This window comes from Sphingobacterium thalpophilum, from assembly GCF_038396785.1.
Lineage (GTDB): Bacteria > Bacteroidota > Bacteroidia > Sphingobacteriales > Sphingobacteriaceae > Sphingobacterium > Sphingobacterium thalpophilum_A.
Genome location: NZ_CP151087.1, coordinates 2,099,545 through 2,120,927 on the forward strand (window position 1 = coordinate 2,099,545; position 21,383 = coordinate 2,120,927).

A 21,383-nucleotide genomic window follows, 5' to 3' on the forward strand; every position below is an offset into this window, starting at 1 on the left:
ATGACTTTAAAAAAGATGATCTTGTTTTTACACCGCTGGATCGGATTATTGTCCGGTCTGGTGGTTTTTATCGTAAGCATTACAGGCGCTATTTATGTATTTGAAAAGGAACTATTTGCCCTATTTCATCCAAGTTATGTAACGGTAACGGCACAGAAAGGCAAGAAAATACTTCCCCTTTCCGTCTTAAAGGCAAATGCGCAGCGTGTCACCGATCATACCATTACCATTATCCGTGTTCCTGCTACAGATGATCAACGACAAGTTCATCTATTTGAAGCACTTAAGCGCCGTCCAAAGAACGATGTCGGGGGTGTATTTGTAAATAAAGAAATCATCTATTGGGACCGTATTTTCGTAGATCCCTACAGCGGCCGCGTTTTAGGAAAAATAGACGTTGAGACAAACTTCTTCTGGATTGTAAGGCAGATCCACCAATTCCTTTATCTCCGGCGCGACGTAGGGAGCGCAATCGTAGGGAGCAGCGTCCTGCTGTTTATCATTACACTAATTTCGGGGCTTTTCCTTTGGTGGCCAAAAAATCGGAAGGTAGCTGTAAAGCGGTTAAAAATAGATTTCAGCGCGAAGTGGAAACGTCTCAACTATGATCTTCATCAAGTACTTGGCTTTTATGCATTTTTGTTCGCGATTGTCATCGCATCAACCGGTTTGGTTTGGTCCTTCAAGTGGTGGGAAACTAGCATCTACTGGCTTATGGACGGTAAGCGGCCCAATACGAAAATAGAAGAACCAAAAATTCAAGGCAGCCCGGTGACAGAATCACGTGTAGCACTTTTAGACCTGATATGGTCTGACGTTCTGAAAAAGGACAGTACACATCAGGGCGTTTTGATCAATTTGGTTCCCGAAACTACTCAAGCTAATGTAAATATCTATACGAAAGGAAATACCTGGTGGTCGGCCTCCGATGCCTATGCCTATGATCTTCGGAATGGGAGTGCATACTACAAACGCCTACAAAATGATAAAACACTGGGCATGAAATGGCGAAACTCCAATTACGATATTCATGTCGGAAAAATAGCCGGGTCTACAGGCATGTGGATCGCTTTTGTAACGAGTTTAATCTGTGCCTCTCTGCCGGTAACAGGTTTCTACATTTGGTACGGTAGAAAATTTAAAAAGAAAAAATCACGCTTATAGCATACAGGTTTACAGCCCTCTGGGCAAATAGTTAACGTTCTGCTGTTCAAAAAATTATTTATATTTTACGTCGACTTCATCATAAACTTTTTTCTCAAAATATCCCGCTTATGCTTCACACGATATAACCGCTTGAAACAGAAGTTCCGTCTAAATAACACGACTACCCTTAAAGAATTTCTAAGAAGACTACTGCAAACAACAGAAAGAAGTTTTTTCACCCCGAACGGGTATAAAGTATGTAAAAAATATAAAAATTATACCCGATACAGTATAATTTAAGAATATTTACTATATTTATATCAGATAGGGTATAATTATGGATTCATTACGCGTGTTTGTAAAACAGAAACGAAAAGAATTAAAGCTAACACAGGAAGATTTAGCTGCGAATGCTGGAGTCGGCTTAAGGTTTGTGCGTGACCTCGAGCAGGGAAAAAAAACATTACGTTTAGACAAAATAAATGACATATTGGCGTTATTCGGTAAAGAAGTTGGTGTAATTGATCAAATTAAAGAGTGATGGCACGCGAAGCAAAAATATACTTTCATGATGACTTGGCTGGATTTCTAATTGAGACAGATCATGGTTATTCATTTAGTTATGATAAGAATTATCTAAAAAAAACTGATCCACAACCTATCAGTCTAACTTTACCGATTTCCGAAAACACGTATTATAGCAATATATTATTTCCGTTCTTTGATGGATTAATTCCTGAAGGATGGTTATTGGAAATCGGTGAAAAGCATTGGAAACTCAATCCCAGAGATCGTTTTGCGCTGTTGATAAACCTATGTCGAGACACTATAGGAGCAGTTTCTGTTTATCCGATGGAGGCGGAAAACGATGGCTAATTGTTTGTTTTGCTATAAACCAGTTGAAACAGGAGGCTATCATACAGCATGTTCAAGAGTGTTTTTTGGAACAACTCAAGTTCCCTATTTGGAGTTGGACCAGGAAAAATTGAAAAAATTAGGCGAAGTTACTGTAGCTGAGCGATTGGCAATAACTGGCGTACAGCCAAAAATATCACTCAGTCTAAATGGAGAAAAGGGCAATAAGCGACTTACCTTAGTTGGTCTTTGGGGAGATTATATCCTGAAACCTCAATCAAAAGAATATCTACTCATGCCAGAAGTAGAAGATCTAACGATGCACCTCGCAGCGTTATTTAAGATAGAAACAGCAAAACACGCATTAATACGAACTTCCACAGGAGAACTGGCCTACATTACAAAACGATTTGACCGTAAGAAGGGCAAAAAAATCCACGTTGAAGATTTATGTCAATTATCGCAGCTTATGACCGAGCAAAAATACAATAGCTCTTATGAACGCTTAGGAAAAATCATCAAGCAATTTGCTTCCAACACCGGATTAGATGCAATCAAATATTTTAGGCTCGTACTGTTTAGCTTTTTAACTGGAAATAACGACATGCATCTCAAGAATTTTTCACTCATGCATACGAATCATGGTGTTTTATTATCACCAGCATATGATCTCATCAATGTTAACTTAATCTATCCAAAAGATAAGGAAGATATGGCTCTCACATTGGGTGGTCGTAAACGAAAAATAAAACGGTCAGATTTTAACCAGCTTGCGCAAAGCTTGGGAATATCTGAGCTCGTAAGAAATAATATTTATAAAGACTTCAGAAAAAATGCTGATAAAGTTAAAGAATTGATTGATCATAGCTTTCTAACGGATGATTACAAGGAAAAATATGATCAAATTGTCCACACTAAATTAAAACAGATCGAACTATAGAAAAGAATTTAGTGATCATGAGTGAACTACTATTTACCATCCTCTTTATTATGGCTTCTACTTTATGTGTTTCACAATCCTTGACTAAGGAAGCCACTGCTAGCTGTTAGCCAGCCCCGAGCTCTTCAGCCAGCGTTTGTAAGCCTTGATTAGCTTCTTCAAATCGTTTAAGTTCGACCGCATAAGATTCAGTAACGGTTTCGAGCAAGACACTTCCCGCGGTAAAGTCAACATAAGCCATCACCGTATCACCCCCCCACATCCAATCAAAAATCAGGGCATAACCCTCCAAAACAAAGCGTTCCAATTGTTTTAAAAGAGCCAGCATCGGCAATATTTCAAGATAGTTTTCACTGAAGTTCAGTACGGCGAATGTCCAGTGTTGCTTTTCCTCATCGTAATACTCCTTCGCGCCATAAAATTGATCCTTGAGCAGATTATCGAAGACTTCACGAATGCGCGCCTGTGAATAACTTGGAATAATTTCCAACGTTGTTTTGCTGTACATCTGCCGACTCTCCCACCACTGCGACCAATTATCATCTTTGTTCGGGGAAATCGGTTTAGAAGAAAAATACTCGTTTAATCTCGATTTTTCTATTTTAATACTTATGTAAAGGCTATCCAGTTCCATACGATTATTCTAAGCTATTCTTAACTTTTTTAAACGTTACCAGCTCGACAGTTTGATTTTACCATCGCTATCAAAATCCGTATTATCGGTCACTCTTTTGAGGTTCAGCTGCTTTAATGACAAGCCTTCCTGCAGAGGCACCCCTGTAGACTTAATCCTAAATAAGGGATAAGATAATGGCTTTTCGCCCCATTCGAGCACAAAATGATAGCCATCTACAATCTTTTGCTGGTCGTCGGTTTTGATGATCAAGATATTGTGAAAGGTTTGCTCCGGCTTTGCAGGATCACTATCGGGCAAAATACCCCTTGCTTTATAGGTGGCGACAAATTTATAATAATGGTATTTGCCATTTATGGGATTGAATACTAATTCACGGCTGTTGTTTTCCTTGATTAATGCTGCAAAAGACTGCTCAAAATCATCCAGTAACTTATAATTAAAATCGGTATTGATCTTATTGGCCACCAATACATAAGTCTTCTCATCTTTAACGGCACTATTTCCCTTCGCTTGGTTTTGTGCAGCGGCCGAATAGCAAGTAAACCAACTTAACAATAGGACTATTAAATATCTCATCCTACTAATTTATTAAAATTCAAAGAATAATACCTTAGTTGGCCAACAATCATTTCATTTTTCGATTTCTAGCTGACACAAGCGGAAAACTTTTACGCTACCCCAATAAATTTTCCAATCGCGTATCATGTTTTGGTCAATTGGGAGACATTATCCTCGCAAATGCCCAATCATATGTGATCAAAATGCAGCTTTTAAAGCCTAGTGGGAACTATTAACTTATATTTATTAAATTTATAGCATTACGCATATTATTTCCGTTTGCAATAGTATAGTATCAAAATAAATTATGAAAAGACCTATTTTAACGAAATGCGCAGTTTTATTGATTTTCCTTTAATACTTCTTACTGACCTATTCTATATTATTATGCTGAACATATTTCAAAAAGTAAATAAAGGGCAATGGTTGCTCTTTATCCTACCATTCTTTCTATTTGGGTGCGAAAAAGATGAGCGCGATGGCACAACCTGTGCGCAGAATTGTATTGTACTATCGGGAGTTGTTGTGGATACTCCTGCGAACAAATTATTATCTGATGTAGAAGTAGGAATTTCTTTCCAATATTACAGTTCGTTCCTTAAACCATCTATAAGTTTGGGGAAAACAAAGACAGATACCAAAGGCAAATATAGTTTTCGATTTGATGCCAGCAACTACCTATCCCGAGAAGGCTTTTTTATAGTTAGTGTCAAAAAGAATGGTTATTATCTTAATGCATACCATCCAGATTCCTATCAAAGCGTAGCTTCTTATGACTTGGACGAGCTCAAGTATGATACGCCAACCGATGAACGAATAATTCTTTTCAAAAGGGGTGAAATGGAGTTGCATCTCAAAAATGTCAAAAAACTCGATTTGAAAATGCTCTCGGTTAGCTATGGTCCAGAGAAATCCAATACTGGTTTTTCTATCGCTCCTGTCCCTCATGATTTGGATACCATCGTTAGGATAACGATTCCTGCCGATATGGAATCTGTATTAAAATGGCAAGGCTATAATGGACCGAACCCCTTACAATTCGACAAGGCCGCCACTGTTAATTCAGAAAAAGGAAGCTTTACACGTTATCAGTTAGATTTCTAGTGAGAATTAGCGCCAATTAAAAAGAGAAAACAATTATAAAATCTATCATCATACATTCATATGCTTAAAAAATTACTTTCCAGGATATTTCTTTCCGTTTTAACTTTATCAGGGACCGGCCTCTATGCGCAGCAAAACAATAGTGGCAGTTATGAGATCGAACTTTCTTTTACTCCTCTAGCAGAGCGTACTATTGGACCGCGGAAGAGCCTTATGGGAGCCGGTAGCAACGACAGTAAGAATTATATAGCCGGGTTGCTCCGCGTAGGCTATCACTATAATGAAACATGGTCTTTTGGTGTTGGTCTGGGCTATTCCCACCAGAACATCACGACGACATCGGCAATAGTCGATCCATCGGTGGAGCGGATGCAATATTCCTCGGAACTCTCTATTTGGGAATTCCCTTTAGATGCCAGGGTAAAATTTTTGAAATATCTCTACGCAAATGCGGGACCGATGTTACACTTCCAGCAGAACGCAAATAGTTATGTAGACAAGCAGCATGGCATAGGTTTCCATGTTGGACTAGGCGCAAAGGTTCCATTATCCCAGCAATTTGCTGTTACGCTGTCCCCACACTACAAAATGTACTCGCTCATTCCTTTCCATTCCGAGAGAAACTATGATCGTGTGCAGGTTTTAGGAATTGGTATTGGCGTGAATTATAGGATTGCTAAATAGTAATTGCTTTTTCGCATGGGAAATCCCGATTTTAAGCAATATGTTCATAGCGATAGAAATCGAGCCTATTTCTTCTCAAACCAACGTTTAAAATCAGCAGCATGGTAACGGCTTACCAATATATCATCTTGCTTCTCAAAAGACGGCTTTAGTTCAATCGTTAATATACCATTTTCTAAAGCACGATATTCTTTAATGATACTCCGATTAACGATATAACGTCTGTACATCAGGTAATATTGATTATGGTCGAGGACCTTCATCAATGTCTCTAGGCTATAGTTGTGTGTATATTCCTTACTACTCGTCAAGGTCAGGAGCTTCTTATCATTCGCCGAGCTTTTGATAAAGGCAATGCCGTCAAGTGCGACATAGTTATCTTCATAACCGTATTTCACCCCAAGACAAGGAGCAAGCTTGATCGCATCGGAAAGGTCCTCACTCCGCTCATCCTCCAATTTCATTTGAAGTGTTTCATAACTTACAACTACCTCCCTGAGAGCAGCCAACTCAAGTTCTGCCTCTAAGTATTGATCTTTCACAAATCGGGCAAAGCGGATGACGTATATCACCAGAAATAGCAGATTCAAAATAAAAATAAACAAAAACAGAAACCTAAATTCGTTGCGCATATAAGGAATGAGCGCACCCCAGCCTTTTGCATTTAAGGGTAAAAATACCAGCATCACAAAAACCACTGTGAGCAGTGCAGGGAGCACAATTCCGTAGAGGATTTGCCTGATCAGACGAGGCTTAAAATCTGTCAGCCACGATAATCTGCTATCCATATACCGATTAAAAATATGTGCTCCACGAAGCACAGCCATAACGATCAGCGAAGAAAGAAACCAATAGAGATAAAATTTGGGCATTGCATACCTCGCATCAAAAACAAGAAATTTGTTGGGCGAACAGAAAAAATTACCCAACAAAACAGCCAACAATAGCTGAACCCTAATCGGGATGTAGTTAACCTGAATCTCGGAATGAAATTTCTCAATAAGTTTTTTAGTTTGCATAAAGTTTAATCGGTTAAGGCAAACTAAAATAAAAATTTTCCGGATAAAAAATTAAAAATAGCGTTGCAGGATTCCGTCAAAATTTACGGAATCCTGCTTTATTTTGCTTGCGTACTTAAATACGCACCACCATTCATGCTATAATCTCATTTTTACATAAGACACAAATAACCGCCTTAAACAACCTCAAAGCGATATTCTAGTTCAATCTCACTTACCATTCGTCTGTTTTTCCAACATTTTACCTTGCCTTCGAAGAAAGACCTTATTAATTTTACAACAACACAATTAATTAATGGATAAACAACGTATTAAAATCATTTGGCATAGACCAAATGACCAGTTACCCTAAAAAAGAAATGATGAGAAAACTAAGAATAACCTATGGACATTCTTTTTATAGTTCCTCGATAGAACAGTGTTTCTATTGCGAACGCCACTTGAGTGACCATAACAACTGGACCAACCTCCAGCGGTGCAACGACCTATTTCGTCCATCGACGAAATTGTGCGGCAATAAGATCAGAGTTGTCGTATGCCATACCTGCCAAAGAGCCAAATCACGGCTTGAACCCGAAGAGTTTATCGAAATACTTCAAGCCAGCTTTGACAAGATACAGGAGTTTAAATATATTGCTCTATCGCATATCCAGACCATCATCAGCAATATTCTTTACATTCTGGATCATCTGGAGCCCGATCTCAACGGACGGAATCTTACTGTGCTCAAGAGAACTGACTCCGAAAAGCCTCAATTAAAATACCAGGCTGTATCCAGCCCTCTTTCTATCCAACAGAACGCATCCCAGATTAACACAAGTCTGACCTGCTATTACTGCAATACACCATTAGACATCTCACGGCAAGATCCCAGCCTTCAGATCACCCGCGATCATGTACGCCCTATTTCCAAACATCCTGAATCCAGAAAGATTGTATTTAGCTGTCATAGTTGCAACAACAGCAAGGCGAATGATGAGCCTGAAATTTTTCTGGCAAAACTAAAAATTGCCCATTATCATAAACAGAGCTATAAGAAAATACCCTATCATCTTCTAAGCACTATTATTGTTAATCTACAAGATTTGATCCATAAGTCCCTGAAGCCTTTTGCGCCATACCCGGTACTAGACATCCTCCAATGCTACGAGATTTCGCTTCTAAGGCAACATCTTCATCGCAAACAGAGACAGCTTTGGCTCGAAAAGATTGATGACTACGCCCTGCTGGAACTATTATTACTTTGTCTTGGAGCTCAAAACAATCGTTCGCAGGATGGCTTAGCTCATGATGCTGCTTTTTTTAACATCCCACTCTGGAGAGAGCGACTTGAACTGGCATTGGAAATCGGATGGATATCGGCATTCTACCGCATCGATACGATCGATTTTCACGCGCTGATGGAAGAGCAAGAGTTTGATCAATTTTATATTCTAAGCGATCGGGGCCGGGTGGCACTCCAATTGGACACGATTCATCAAACTATACGCTTTTCATCCAGCGAACAAGGCAAATTATATAAAAAACATTAACTTTAATGGAAGAAAGAGGGTCATATCAAAAGCTTATCAAGCACTTAGAATCCTACAGAAGGCTCACTGACAGTCAAGAGGATATTTTGCGCCAGCTGGTTACTGTCAAATATTGCAGTCCCAAGGAGGTCTATCTCGAGCGAGGCGGTATTGCCAAGCATATCTGCTTTATCCATACGGGTTATGCTTTGGGTTATGAGCAGATTGACCAGGAATTCCGACTATCGCGTATCTGGCAAGAAGGTCAGATTATCTTAAAGACCGATAGTTTACTGGCCTTCCAGCGTAGTGAAATGAATATTATCTTTCCAGAAGGTGGCAATATCATCGAGATCCCTGTTGAACATCTCCTACAAGCGACAGAACTAACCCCTTTTTTCCATTATTTGCTCTTGCAGGAACTCAAATATTACCAACAGCAGGAAAACTTATTCAGATTAAAAAACAGCAGAGACTTGATACGCTGGTTTCATCATCGCTATGCTGACATTCGGTTTAAACTCACCGATCTTCAGATCGCCCAGTTTCTGGGAATCACACTAAGGTGGTACAATCAGAACAAAAATAATCCAATCTTGGAATAAATACAGCTGAAATAGGAATAGAAACCTAACATTTAGGAATTAATGTCCGCACTATAGGAATTAATGCTCTAGTAATACCTCATTGATGGATCTACCTTAGTATCATAATCAAAAACATACGATTATGATAAAAAATAAATTCGCAGTGAAGGCATCACTCTTCACTCTAATCTTGGCACTGCTCGCAATCGGTACGTATGCGGCAGTTGCAGTGATGAAAAAAAATACCATAACTGAGAAATCAACAGTTGTTGATCCACAATGGTATCAATATGACGGTAGTGGAGATCCTACCGATGCAAGCAATTACAACCTTATTCAACCGCAACCGGCAGATGACGGTGAGGCTAACACGCTATGTCCAGGTACCGAAGAAATGTGTGCGGTACGTGCATTGCCAGGATCATCAACACAGCCCGCTACATTTAGCAATCAATTTAAACAAGACATTACCGATGCCTTGGCAAACTCTGCTCCAACGACTGAGATTAAATTGCATGACTAATTTTTTTGTTTCTTTCATACGTTAATTTTGAATCCATCCAGAAATGCTTACCGAGCAGATCGGGATGGATTTCCTTTTTTATCGTGGGTTCTGCGGAAACCCAGCAATGGCGATAACATTATCCGGTATCAGAAACACATATTTCAGATCATCAGGCGCAAGCCTGTACACTTCCTGATCCAATTTCCGCTGTAGTATCATGGCGGTCTCTTTCTCCAGATTGAAACGTCTTAGGTCTGTCCAGCGAAGTCCCCGAAACAGCAATTCCTTTCTCCTTTCTTCGAGCACCAATTTTAAGGCCTGCTCATGCTCGATCGTTAAATCCGGCTGATAGGTACCTTTAACATAGCGATTGCTCAGTAGGACTGCCAAACTTTTTAATCCTTCCTGCACCTCTCCCACCCTCACTTGTGCTTCGGCTTGTATTAGGTATAGCTCATCCACGGTCAAGCCTTTAAACAGGAAGCCCTGTACACGGCCATCGTAGGTGCCCTTAAACGTATAATAACCATCTGCATTTTTGGTAAAGAACGCTTTTTTGCGTAGGTCTTTATCGGCATAACTGCTGTACAGGAGCGAATCTACCCGACTACGCGCCGGAGCCAATAACGCACTGACTGTATTACCTCCTGCCATCCAGATAATCTCTGCATTTGTTGTGTTAAAAGGCGCTGCGGCAGTGAGGTTGATACTATTATAGTCCACTAACTCTTTACCATAAGAAAGTGCCTGCGTACTTGCTTTCAACGCATTTGCATAATCCGACATAGCCAAATAAATACGGGCTAAAAGCGCATAAGCTGTACGCTTAGTCGGCCTGTTGATATAAGCCGTATGCTCGGGCAATAGTTCGGCAGCAGTTTTCAGATCGTTCAAAATCTGCTCATAAGTTTGCCCCACTGTACCTCGCGGAGTATCCTCCTCAATTGTTGTAGACACTCGAATGGGAATACTCAGCTTCTCCATATTTTCAGCTGCATACACGGGCCCAAAAATACTAGCTAGCTCATATAACGCAAAAGATCTAAAAAATAACCCCGAGCCTTTGATACGCATATAGTCCTGTTCACTACTTTCTTTTCCCAGCACTTCCAGTTCTTCGAGAACCGTGTTGCAGATAAATACGACCTTATAAGGAGATATCCAATCGGCATTGAGCTTTCCCTGCTCCTGCCATATGTACCTATTACGTGTATCCTGATTGGCAATACCCTGCCAGTTTTTGGCGCTCAAAAAATAATCGTCCGAAGCCTCTTCACCTGTCGATGAATAGACACTGTTTATGGTTCCGTAGGCATCTAGCAATGCCTGCAGATCATTCATTGTCTTTGGGACAGAAAGTGCCTTATTCGATTTTTCATCCAAAAACTTCGTGCAGGAGACCATACATAGTAGACTCCAGCACAGCGCTAATCCAAAATAGAGATGTATCTTTTTCATATTATAATTGTATGTTTAAACCGAAGGAAATCTGCATCGGCAGTTTAAATCCGTCCGGATATTCAGGGTCGATACCGCGGCTATTTTTACGCCAAAGCACCCAGTTTAGGCGATCAGCATAACAGTATAGGTCCATACCACGGATGATTTTACTTCCAAATACATTTCCTTTGAAGGCATAAGAAATCTTGATATCATTTAAACGAATATGGGATCCATTTTCTACGGTCGCTGACGACATACTATAGAAATTATCCCGATCTTCATTGATCGGATACACAAAAGAAGGAACAGTCGTATACAGCTCATCACCAGCCTTTTGCCAGCGCAGCGCATAGTCGACATGGCCATCATTATTTTTTAGTAAGCTACTGTAGGAGATGGTATTCCGCCGAAAATAATAAGCAGCTTTAAACGCTATATTGGCCGAAACCGTAAGTTGTCTGTACGAAAGCGTATTCCTCAAGGCGCCATGCCACAGCGGTACTGGCGAGCCATGGAAAACCAGCTGGTCCAAAGCCGTCTTCTGACGGATATCCTTATAATTTTCGCTAGGAGCGCCATCCAACTCGCCTATGGGATCACCTGTTGCCGGATCCAGCCCATTGAAGCGGTAGCTCAGGAGCATATAAGGCATCTCACCTTCATAAGGCAGCACATTGGTACCACTTCCCACATAGAGGTAAGCCGGACTTTGACTATTCAACAAATATTTTGTCAAGGTATTTTTAGCGTAGCCTGTCTGCATGTTGACAGTCCAGTTCCAGCTACCTTTTAAAACCTTTCCGATCAAATTCAAGTCTACTCCCTGCCCGGTCATATGCGCGCTATTGACCATTACAGACGAAAACCCTTTCGTCGGATCCACTGTCTGCGAGCTGACCATATCTACCACCTTTTTTCGGTAGTACTCCACCGTTCCCTTGATCCGATCATCCAGCAGACCAAAATCCAGCGCAAAATTGGCCATCGCCACCTTCTCCCAGCGTAAGTAAGGATTCCGCGGGGATACGATATTGGCATAAGGTATTTTAACAACCGAATTTGAAGAGGCCGAACTGTTGCTGATAATGGTATAAGCAGACATCCCATTGGGGATATTACCACTCGTACCATAAGTAGCGCGCAGATTCAGGCTAGAGAAAATCTTTGATCGCCAAAAATCTTCACGCGCGATATTCCACGAAGCACCTACCGACCACAACGGCACCCCACGTTTATTTGTCTCTACACCAAACAGGTTGGATTCATCCTTGCGCATACTTGCATTGAAGTTGATACGTCCATCGTAGGAATAGCCTACATTACCATAGTAAGAGATAAAACGGGTGGTGCTTTCCGAGAGCGTTACCCCACCCGGGATCCTTTGCAGTCCATACATCCCATTGTAGGTGGGGAGATAATCGACTGTATTAACAGGTGCTGAACTAATCAAATCGTCCACATATCCGTATAACCGATTTCCCTCGCTCTTCTGTTTACTGTGGCGCAGTTCTGCCCCAATGAGCCCATTCAACAGTCCCAAATCCCCGATTTTGAGATTCAGATCCGTTTGCATCCGAAAAGAGTGCGATGCCAGCCTACTGTTGCTATAGTCCAGGATTCCGCCCATCGGTACCGCATAAGCTGGTGTCCCATTTTTGACCGTCGTCATCAAATTGATCAGGTTGCGCGCATAGTAACTATCCGGTCCCATATAGTCATCATTTCGACCAAAAGACTGTCCAAATTGATATTTGAGACTTGCACGCAGGAAGCTGAACAGCTGTGCTTTTGCCCCTATATTAAACCGCAGGGTATTCATGGCCGAGGTGACCTTTACCGCATCCCGATCCTTCAGCGGAAAATAATTCCAGTCCAGTAGTGCTCCATTGCCCACTGTATCCACAAAAGAATGCCTAAAATCTCTTTCCACAGGCAGTCGGTTCCCACTTTCGTCAACTAAACGCGTATATGGAAATAGGGCAACCCGGTCGCGACCTAAACGATAACCGGTAGCATAGCCGCCGAGGCCACTTTGTGTACCGCCCTCATGTGCATAGTAAAAGTCACTTTCCAATTTGATCTGCTTTGTCAGATCGATGTTGTTTCGGAGATTTAAGGTCAGCCGGTCATTGTATTGCCCTACTAGATCTGTATTATTTTTATCATAACCGACTGAAAACAGGTAGCTGTTGCTGGCCGCACCACCATCTATGGAAACAAAATGCTGCTGCAAGAATGTCGGGCGGTACAGATAGCGACTGATATCCTGTCGCACATCCCTAGTTTTCAACATATCCACCAGTCGATCGCCTTCAGCAGCATCCATACGCCCTTCCTTGACTCCCTGCCAGATTTCCACCGCCTCACCTAATACCGGATATAACGTTTTGTCATTTATACTGCTCTCGTAATATCCTTGATCATAGAGTACACGCTGGAAGCCTATATAATCTGCACTTGACATTTCGGGGTAAGCCATTAAATTGGGTTTTGCGCTCCATGAGAAATTATTGCGGTAGCTGATGTGCCTAGCTTTATTGCTGCTTCCACGTTTGCTTGTGATAACGATAACGCCATTTCCAGCCCGTGCACCCCAGATGGAGGTTGCCGTCGCATCCTTTAAGATCGATACATTGGCAATATCATTAGGATTGATGGACTCGATATTCCCTTCAAAAGGAAAATCATCCAGAATAATCAGTGGATTCGCATCCGAAAATAACGTACTCAGTCCTCTGATCTGTAGTTTTGGCTGATCGGTACGCGTATCAAAGAGCAGTCCCGATGTGGTATTCTCCAGTCGAGAAAGCACATTCATACCCACCGATCGATTAAACAGTGCCGAATCTACCAGCTCAAAAGAACCTGCGGAGCGTTCACGCGAGAGCACCTGATAACCCGTGTTTACCGTTACCTCTGCTAAGGTATGGCTTGTCCGACTCAGATAAATCACTTCGGGCAACTTTCCGGTCGTCACCTCCAATTCTTTATGCTGGTAGCCCATCATCCTAAAACTGATCAGAGCCTTATTTTTCAAAGGCTTAAGCACAATTTCCCCTCGATCGTCCGTAGTCCTCGGAAGGAGCACATCATCTAATCGGACCAATACACCTTTGATGGGCTTTTGATCTGTGCTATCCCGTACAGTCAATACCAGAGACTGGGCCAATAACAGCTGTCCCGAGAAAGACAGCATGAAAAGAATCAATAAAACTCGCATCATGCTCCCCTCCTTTCTTTGATAACCAATACCGCAAGATTTTCCTTACGCTCATCAGCCTTGATACCCGATTGAGCCAGCCGTTCGATCAGCATCTTGGCAGAAGTACAATCCTTTAAATTACCCGGCACAGGAATGTTTTGCAGATCAACGGGGCAGATGAGATACGGAATATCATTATCCCGAACATTAAGCTTATCGACCAGTGTTTTCAATGCTATAGTCTCACCCATTGAGACATGAGATTTACGGCTATTACCATACAAGGCAATTACTGGAACCGGTCGTTCTTCTATGGTCAGTCTGATCTTAAAATGTTGCCAAAGATCATTTCTAAGGGTCTCCCGAAAAGCAGCTTTTGTAACCTCAGCAGGTAATACAGCCTCATAGCATAAGCCATATTGCTGGTTATAGACATCAGCATTGACCTGATCTTTATTAAAATATCTATTTCGATCGATGACCTCGTAGACAATTTTCTTTTTGGCAAGCTGGATTCCTTGGATATCGCTCATCGCATCCATACAGAGACTTCTCAGGCTAGCATTTACAAAATAGCGGCGCTTCAATCCCAGACTATCCAAATTCTGCATCCCACTTGTAGGTGCCGCACCCGCTAGCAATGTTCGAAAACCTGTATAGCGCGCTTTTAAGTCAGCGAGCTCTGGGATCAAAAGCGGTTTCTTCGGATCAAAATCAATCTGATCTATTTTCATTTTTACATCAGTAAAATCACCTTTCAGACCTTTCTGCAATTGGCTATCTGTAATATATTCCGATGAGGTAAAAGCCAACACGGTACCATCGTTCGACAACCAAACGAAGTGTGATATGGACGAATGCTGAAAAATCTGTTTCAACAATTTGTCCCCAACAACGAGGGGAAACTGCCATTCTCCTGCTACCTTATTTGAACGTTGAAATTTTGCAACGACCGTATCGGTATTCAAGGTAACAGGGATAAATACAATGTCTGACTGATCGTACTTCAGTTTATGCTGAATTTTTCCAAGACTCTCCACACAGCTTGCGCACCATACTGCCCAAAAATCCAATATGATCAATTTTTTATCGCGGTATTCACTGAGCTTTATCGCTTTCTGACCAGTTGGATGGTTGACCACCTGCAATGGCACCTCCCATAGTGATTGAGGAATCTTGTCGCCAATGTTTAAAGCTTTGATCTCGGATAGCCCATCGGCCCCGCTGTCCTTGCGGGGCGTCTGAGCTGGTAAACTAAACATAGAAACTAAACATAAAAACAAGCATGTCAAAATCATGCGATAGGCACGCTTATAATCCGCAACGAATAAAAGGCATTTTAAAGCCCGCTGAACAACTAAACCTATTAATCCAAGCAAATTATTAGCTCGCAACACTAAAGCCTTACAGATCGACTTAAAGAACCTTAAAACAGGTCGTTCAGATTCTACTCCATAAGTCAATCTAGCATCTCCCACCTTTTGAAAAGCTCGCTTTTGTTGTGTGAGCCTTGTGTAATCGTTTAGTTGTCCTTGTGTATAACAAGGGCTTAGCAAGGGTGAACCTAGGGTCGCGCTATAGTCAAGCTTGTGTGTTTCTTGTGCCAAGCTATAGACCATTACCAGATTAATTCCTGTCGAATTTTTACATTTCATCGGATTTTCATCGGGTCGGCATCGGGTTTTGATCGGTGTGGCCCGATGAGATCCCGATGAAAACTCGATGCCAATAGCATGAAAGGCAGAAGTTGGGGCGAAGTTGTTCAGGAAGAAGCCCGAACGGAGTGATGCATTTCCCTCTCGTCGGCTGACCTTCGGCTCCGCTTCGAGACTTCTTCGGGACATGGTCGATATAGGCTCGGCACTTCTTCGGCTTGGCTTCGGCAGGGCTTCGAGTACGCTTCGACTCCCACCCGAAGCGCAGTCGAACAACAGTCGAAGCATTCCCGAAGATGAGGCGACGCTGATACGACGCAGTGTCGAAGGACACTCGAACAAAACCCGAAGGCTGCCCGAAGAATCTGCTTTTTTTAGAAGTTTCTGAGCGCTAATCTTACAGCGCTTTTTTAGCAGGATCGAGGTACCTTTCCTCTATAAATTAACTATAATACAGTCCCCTTGCGCATTGGGTTTTGCGATTTTCCTCTTCGAGTTTGGTCAGCCGTAAGGCTGGCATTAACTCATGCTTGTGTACTTATAGCCTTTTCAGGCATTTGCATTGGCCAATTTAAAAACGGGGTCTTTTAGCCACCATAAAGATACCCGGCCTTTACGCAAAAAATTGTTATGGTTTAAGTTTCGCTATGCGTTCCATTTCTTTTTGGTGATACCGTATCCTGGCATCTAGTTTGGCTGGTTCGTAGATCACCTGTAGTGCCGGATTATAAGGGGTTAAGTCTTTTAGGATATTCCATACAACAACGGATATTTTTCGTGCGATAGCGATCAGGGCCTTTTTCGAGGATTTTCTTATACTTAGACGGTTGAATTTGTCTTTAAAATAAGAGCCTTTACAGCGGCTTGCCGCCCAGGCAACCTGTACCAGTATTGGCTTGAGATATCTGTTTCCTTTAGTGATCGCTGTACTTTTATATTTCCCTGCGCTTTCATCATTCTTTGGTCGTAATCCGACCCATCCGCTCAGTTTACCGCTGTTTTCAAAAACTTTCATGTCTGCGCCGGTCTCGGCGATGATCACAGCGGAACTGATACGGCTAACGCCGGGAATCGTCTTTAGCAAGGCACTCTGCCGTGGAAAATCACGCAGGCAGATAGCTTCAATCTTTTCTATATACTCAGCAGACTGCTTGATCAACAGGTCGTATTCAGCTTTTGCCATCTGCAGGTTGAAGCGGTGGTGCTCCTTCATGCAGCCGGTTAGTGCTGCTGCCAGCTTTCCGTTTTCTTTGTTCTTCTTACTGGCATAGACCAGTTTGCTTAAACGTACGGCATCACGCTCCCCGGCTATCAGGGCATCAATGACACTCAGCATACTTTTCCCTCCGATATCACTCACAAGACTACCCAAACGGATTCCGGCCTGTACGAGGATATTGTCCATTTTGGTAAGCATACGGACTATCCGCTGCTGCAACTTGCTATAGGAACGGGTGTAGCTCCTGAGTTCCTGTATTCGCTCACCGGGCACAAAACTCCCGCGAAGCATATCTTTGTGAAGTAGCTGGGCAATCCACTGTGCATCCTTTACATCGCTTTTGCGGCCGGGCAGCTGTTTGATTAAAAAGGGATTCACCAGCATCAGATCAAAGCCCATTTCAGAGAGAATATTCCAGACCGGGATCCAGTAAATACTGGTACTCTCCATCGCTACTCGGAGAACACCCGCAGCCTTCAAGTAGGCTCCCAACTGTCGAATGCCCGTACTGAAGGTTTCGAAAACCTCCACATCCGAATAATGCTTCCCATTAAATACCGCACAAAAAATACTATCTTTATGCACGTCAAGTCCTGCTGTTTTCATATAACTTTTTTTTTCAACATAAAGATAAGCAGCGGGACTTGATTTGATTGCGATAGCTCTCGCCAATTTTTATCCGCTTGTGTGTAATCGGAAAATTAAATGTAAATTTAAAGTACGTTTTTCCTTGTCTAATTTTCTTACGCAAATTTTGCGTAATTAGTACTATATCTGTGCTTAAGTAGTACTTAACAGGTACTTGAAATATATAGGTTATATAGCCCCTTAAAAAGGCTAAAAATTTCAGGATATTCATTATTTAGTTTATTAGTGATTATTCGATAACCGACCGAAAAATTCAGCGATCTTTTTGCTCAATTCTAGCTCTTTTCCGATACGCTTTTTTGCTTCTGCCGACAGCTGCATTTTACTGAGGTCTATATGGCGATGATTGACGATACAATAAGCTATCAACACCCGATACAATGCGGTTGCAAATTCCTGCATTTCCTCACCTTTTAGGAGGCTATTCCCTCCTGTGCCACCATCAAAATATGTGCTCAACAGTTGCAGTATATTAGCACAAATAGCGTCTAGTGCGTAGTGATTCCAAAATGCTTCAATCTCCTTTATAGGGTCGTAATCGACCTTATGGACATCGTAGATCATCCAGTCAAAAGCAAATTGTAGCACTAAAATCCTTTTCATTTTTCAGTCTGTATTCTTTAACCGAAAGTACATAGTATCCCCTATCCGATCGAAATCAGCTTATTATTGGGAGCCTGATGTTACTCAGTTCACATTAGTAATAATTAATTCATTTTGGGAGCCAGAGCGCGATTGAATGAGGGGTCACACAGGTGTATAATATTGGCGTTACGCGGTCCATGGCAAAGAGAAGCCAAATCTAATTTGGCCAAACCAGCCGAGCTACTCGGGGGCGGTGATGATGTTTTTTGATCTTTGCTTTTTGTTCATAACTCGCTTGTTTATAACGAGTCTCTTTGATATATAGGCAGGAAGATGGCCCGCTCCACACTTTGAGATCTTAGTGACACCCAAGGACAAAGGCTTCGCAGCAAGACCATCCCCTGCCATTTATCAAATATAGCAAAAGCAGGGCAATGGTTAAAATCTTGCCGTCTCGCGCCTTGGGTGTCAACTTCGATCTACGAGACTCTTAAATATTATTTTTTATTATATACTACATATCATTATACTTATATACTGATACAAATATAGTTTTTAGTTTTTAAAAAACAAAATTTGTTTCTTATTTAAAAACAATAAGCCTAATCAAATTTAAGTCATTTGAATACTAACATTACCAAAAAGCTATAAAAATGACTAAATTAACAGGTAAAAGCTCGAAGGGAAGGAAACCGAGAAAGGATATGTTTCCAGAAATAAGAAAAACATTAGGTCAACACCTAAGAAAATTACGGCAGGAAGAGAACTTCTCTTTAGATGATATAGCGTTTATGTCTAACTTGTCCAAATCCGCAGTTTGGAATGTTGAAGAAGGAATAAGTTATGATATTGATCAGTACATGGAATACGCATCTACCCTTGGCAGAGGATTTCACACCCTTTTTAAAGAGGCAATGATTACTTACTCCGTAGGCCCTAGGTTGGCTCTGCCCCCTGATAGACTGGCCCGTATAAACTTGACTGCAAAAATTAAAGACATAATTTCCTCTGAAGAATTGTTCAAAGAGGAAACTACGGTAGAGCAAATTGCAAATCTTTTGATTGAAAAAAAAGGTATCGAAAAAAATTCCAAATTGAGCTCATCCATTTCAACTATTTTAGGTAATTGGGTCAAAGATGGGTTGTTAGAAAGCAGAAAAGCAGGTAATATTAATTATTACAAATTTAAAAAATCGAAATAAAGAATATTTGAAACCAATTCAATTGCATGTCATATAGCTTCGATTAGATTATTATGGAGATCGTAATATTACAGATAGAAACATATTTATTTGAAACTGAAGAGGGACAATTTCGGGCGATGCCTTTTTACGAACTTTCTATAGATGAGTGTATAGTTTATGAGAATAAAGTACCGAAATATCTGATTGACTTCAACAGAAGGCAAGCACCTTTGATTAAACATATCGGATCAAAAATGGACAATGGGGACCATCTCGAACATATCATTGTTAACTTGGGAAGATCTATAGGAAAAGAGTGGACTACGAGACATAATATTTTAGGCACAGATATTCCCGGTAGCGAACAAGTCGAAGAAACTAAATTATTCATATTAGATGATTTGTCTGAATTCGAAAAAAATCATCTAATAACTTAACTTAGATATGTTACCAATATTTTATTAAAATGGCGTTTCAATCATTCATCATAATTTTCAAATCGAGAAACCATCTACTTGTCAATATTCTTTCAATTATCATTTTTAGCTTTCTTTTTATATCGCATTCAATTGTTCAAGAAAAGCTAAAAGTCAACTATAAACACTTAACCTATCTGCCTAAAAACTATAATACAACCACGGCTAAATATCCTCTGGTTATCTATCTTCATGGCGGTTCACAAAAAGGTAATGATTTAGAAAAGTTAAAGGTCTATGGTCTTCCCTATTTAGTAGACAAAGGAAAGGATTTTGATTTTGTTATGGTCGCCCCCCAATGTCCTGACGGAAAATATTGGTCCACGGAAAATTGGTTTGATTCGCTATACAATGAAGTAATAGCAAACTACCGCATCGACAAAAGTCGCATCTACGTAACCGGAATAAGCATGGGCGGATACGGAACGTACATCGCAGCATTAGATCACCCTGAAAAAATCGCAGCCATTGTTCCATTATGCGGTGGTGTGAATGATAGTGACACCACTAGAATTTGCACGCTCAAAGACATTCCTATCCTGACGTATCACGGAACGGCGGATAAAGAAATCTCCATACATGAAACTGAGCGAATAGCAGAATCTCTAAAGAAGTGTAATGGCAATTTAACCTTCCATCGACTTGAAGGCGAAGGTCATGGTATCCAATATCTCTATGAAACTAAGTCGGAAATTTATGAGTGGATGTTGAGGCAGAGGAAAGACTAACATTGATACATGTAGCAAGTATATTTTAAAATAATTGAATTTAGCATATTGTTTTAGATAGACTAGTTTGTTAACTTCACAGAAATACAAAATTTTAGTAAAGGCCATATTGTAAAAATTATGAAGGTAAGCTAGCCGCTATTGATGACATAAATTTTAAATCCATAACAATTATTCGTAAGAATAAACTTGTGAAGAAATATGGAGAAACAGATAAGGCTTTGGGGATAGTGATCGTCTCGGAGGTTCCGGAAAACTCTCCCAATGTAAAAAAGTAACTTTAGAATTGAGAGTAATTATGCCCGGATTAAAAAATAAGTTATCTCTTCATGAAGCAATAGTGATTGCGCTTATAAATATTAATAAGGAAAATTTTAGTGCAACCTTTGAAGAAATCGCTCAATATTTAGAAAAATACAACCTTTTTGGAGACCGAAAAGGTAATATATCATTGCTAAAACAGATAGAACTAAGAACCACAAAATCTAAAGGTGCTTATTTATATCTTTTTAAGCAGATCGATGAATCTTCAATACAACTTTGTCTTACTTCCAAATCTACAATTCTTAAAAATTAAGTAATTCAATAAATGATAAATTTTCGAAATAATTGGATCGAGTTTGATTGCCCTAATTGCAAATATAGTATCTCTATTATGCTACAATCAATACAATTAGAAGAGTTGTGCTATTGCCAC

At 40.8% G+C, this 21,383-nt stretch carries 21 protein-coding genes; 13 read left to right on the top strand and 8 right to left on the bottom strand.

The window, feature by feature from the left end; translation table 11 throughout:
* The 4 genes from AACH28_RS09405 (at window position 1) to AACH28_RS09420 (ending at window position 2,941) form a co-directional block, all read left to right on the top strand.
* A complete protein-coding gene (locus AACH28_RS09405; RefSeq protein WP_070567522.1) occupies window positions 1-1,164 on the top strand; it encodes a PepSY domain-containing protein in 1,164 nt (387 codons plus the stop codon).
* Between the two features lie 319 nt (window positions 1,165-1,483).
* Window positions 1,484-1,687 carry a type II toxin-antitoxin system Y4mF family antitoxin gene (locus AACH28_RS09410; protein WP_070567525.1) on the top strand — a complete coding sequence of 68 codons (204 nt, stop codon included), beginning with the start codon at window positions 1,484-1,486 and terminating at the stop codon, window positions 1,685-1,687.
* Window positions 1,687-2,022 carry a HipA N-terminal domain-containing protein gene (locus AACH28_RS09415; protein ID WP_286736611.1) on the top strand — a complete coding sequence of 112 codons (336 nt, stop codon included), beginning with the start codon at window positions 1,687-1,689 and terminating at the stop codon, window positions 2,020-2,022. The genes AACH28_RS09410 and AACH28_RS09415 overlap by 1 nt, the downstream gene beginning before the upstream one ends.
* A complete protein-coding gene (locus tag AACH28_RS09420) occupies window positions 2,015-2,941 on the top strand; it encodes a HipA domain-containing protein (RefSeq protein ID WP_341832777.1) in 927 nt (308 codons plus the stop codon). Before AACH28_RS09415 ends, AACH28_RS09420 begins: the two co-directional genes overlap by 8 nt.
* A gap of 106 nt (window positions 2,942-3,047) precedes the next feature.
* Here the strand turns inward: AACH28_RS09420 and AACH28_RS09425 are convergent, their stop codons facing one another.
* Window positions 3,048-3,575, bottom strand: coding sequence for a hypothetical protein (locus AACH28_RS09425; protein ID WP_286848080.1), 528 nt, complete (start codon window positions 3,573-3,575; stop codon window positions 3,048-3,050).
* A 36-nt stretch (window positions 3,576-3,611) separates the two neighbouring features.
* On the bottom strand, window positions 3,612-4,154 hold the full coding sequence (locus AACH28_RS09430; RefSeq protein WP_313418170.1) for a hypothetical protein: 543 nt from the start codon (window positions 4,152-4,154) through the stop codon (window positions 3,612-3,614).
* Between the two features lie 369 nt (window positions 4,155-4,523).
* On the opposite strand from AACH28_RS09430, the gene AACH28_RS09435 reads away from it, so the two are divergent.
* On the top strand, window positions 4,524-5,240 hold the full coding sequence (locus tag AACH28_RS09435; RefSeq protein WP_341832778.1) for a hypothetical protein: 717 nt from the start codon (window positions 4,524-4,526) through the stop codon (window positions 5,238-5,240).
* Between the two features lie 60 nt (window positions 5,241-5,300).
* Window positions 5,301-5,924: an outer membrane beta-barrel protein gene (locus tag AACH28_RS09440; protein WP_313492397.1), complete on the top strand. Its 624-nt coding sequence runs from the start codon at window positions 5,301-5,303 to the stop codon at window positions 5,922-5,924.
* Window positions 5,925-5,989: 65 nt separating this feature from the next.
* Here the strand turns inward: AACH28_RS09440 and AACH28_RS09445 are convergent, their stop codons facing one another.
* A complete protein-coding gene (locus AACH28_RS09445) occupies window positions 5,990-6,943 on the bottom strand; it encodes a LytTR family DNA-binding domain-containing protein (protein WP_313492398.1) in 954 nt (317 codons plus the stop codon).
* A 359-nt stretch (window positions 6,944-7,302) separates the two neighbouring features.
* On the opposite strand from AACH28_RS09445, the gene AACH28_RS09450 reads away from it, so the two are divergent.
* The 3 genes from AACH28_RS09450 (at window position 7,303) to AACH28_RS09460 (ending at window position 9,564) form a co-directional block, all read left to right on the top strand.
* Window positions 7,303-8,475 carry a hypothetical protein gene (locus tag AACH28_RS09450; protein ID WP_341832779.1) on the top strand — a complete coding sequence of 391 codons (1,173 nt, stop codon included), beginning with the start codon at window positions 7,303-7,305 and terminating at the stop codon, window positions 8,473-8,475.
* A 5-nt stretch (window positions 8,476-8,480) separates the two neighbouring features.
* A complete protein-coding gene (locus tag AACH28_RS09455) occupies window positions 8,481-9,059 on the top strand; it encodes a hypothetical protein (protein WP_341832780.1) in 579 nt (192 codons plus the stop codon).
* 124 nt (window positions 9,060-9,183) lie between these two features.
* The gene (locus AACH28_RS09460) at window positions 9,184-9,564 is read left to right on the top strand and encodes a hypothetical protein (protein ID WP_341832781.1); all 381 of its coding nucleotides are present in this window, start codon (window positions 9,184-9,186) and stop codon (window positions 9,562-9,564) included.
* A gap of 78 nt (window positions 9,565-9,642) precedes the next feature.
* On the opposite strand, the gene AACH28_RS09465 is transcribed toward AACH28_RS09460, so the two are convergent.
* The 5 genes from AACH28_RS09465 to AACH28_RS09485 form a co-directional block, all read right to left on the bottom strand.
* On the bottom strand, window positions 9,643-11,004 hold the full coding sequence (locus tag AACH28_RS09465; protein ID WP_341832782.1) for a RagB/SusD family nutrient uptake outer membrane protein: 1,362 nt from the start codon (window positions 11,002-11,004) through the stop codon (window positions 9,643-9,645).
* A gap of 1 nt (window position 11,005) precedes the next feature.
* Complete coding sequence (locus AACH28_RS09470; RefSeq protein WP_341832783.1) at window positions 11,006-14,212, bottom strand: SusC/RagA family TonB-linked outer membrane protein; 3,207 nt, start codon at window positions 14,210-14,212, stop codon at window positions 11,006-11,008.
* The gene (locus AACH28_RS09475; RefSeq protein ID WP_341832784.1) at window positions 14,209-16,188 is read right to left on the bottom strand and encodes a hypothetical protein; all 1,980 of its coding nucleotides are present in this window, start codon (window positions 16,186-16,188) and stop codon (window positions 14,209-14,211) included. Before AACH28_RS09475 ends, AACH28_RS09470 begins: the two co-directional genes overlap by 4 nt.
* 286 nt (window positions 16,189-16,474) lie before the next feature.
* Entirely contained in the window at window positions 16,475-17,671 is a 1,197-nt protein-coding gene (locus AACH28_RS09480; protein WP_341832231.1) for an IS110 family transposase, read from the bottom strand.
* A 264-nt stretch (window positions 17,672-17,935) separates the two neighbouring features.
* Complete coding sequence (locus tag AACH28_RS09485) at window positions 17,936-18,316, bottom strand: hypothetical protein (protein WP_341832785.1); 381 nt, start codon at window positions 18,314-18,316, stop codon at window positions 17,936-17,938.
* A gap of 635 nt (window positions 18,317-18,951) precedes the next feature.
* On the opposite strand from AACH28_RS09485, the gene AACH28_RS09490 reads away from it, so the two are divergent.
* The 4 genes from AACH28_RS09490 to AACH28_RS09505 all read left to right on the top strand — a co-directional run bounded on the left by AACH28_RS09490 (window position 18,952) and on the right by AACH28_RS09505 (window position 21,263).
* Window positions 18,952-19,500, top strand: a complete 549-nt coding sequence (locus AACH28_RS09490) for a helix-turn-helix domain-containing protein (RefSeq protein WP_341832786.1) — start codon at window positions 18,952-18,954, stop codon at window positions 19,498-19,500.
* Between the two features lie 53 nt (window positions 19,501-19,553).
* Window positions 19,554-19,919 carry a hypothetical protein gene (locus tag AACH28_RS09495; protein ID WP_341832787.1) on the top strand — a complete coding sequence of 122 codons (366 nt, stop codon included), beginning with the start codon at window positions 19,554-19,556 and terminating at the stop codon, window positions 19,917-19,919.
* Window positions 19,920-19,948: 29 nt separating this feature from the next.
* Window positions 19,949-20,686 (top strand): prolyl oligopeptidase family serine peptidase, encoded by a 738-nt coding sequence (locus tag AACH28_RS09500; protein WP_341832788.1) that lies wholly within the window; start codon window positions 19,949-19,951, stop codon window positions 20,684-20,686.
* Window positions 20,687-20,984: 298 nt separating this feature from the next.
* On the top strand, window positions 20,985-21,263 hold the full coding sequence (locus AACH28_RS09505) for a hypothetical protein (RefSeq protein WP_286778441.1): 279 nt from the start codon (window positions 20,985-20,987) through the stop codon (window positions 21,261-21,263).
* The last annotated feature ends 120 nt before the right edge of the window (window positions 21,264-21,383 follow it).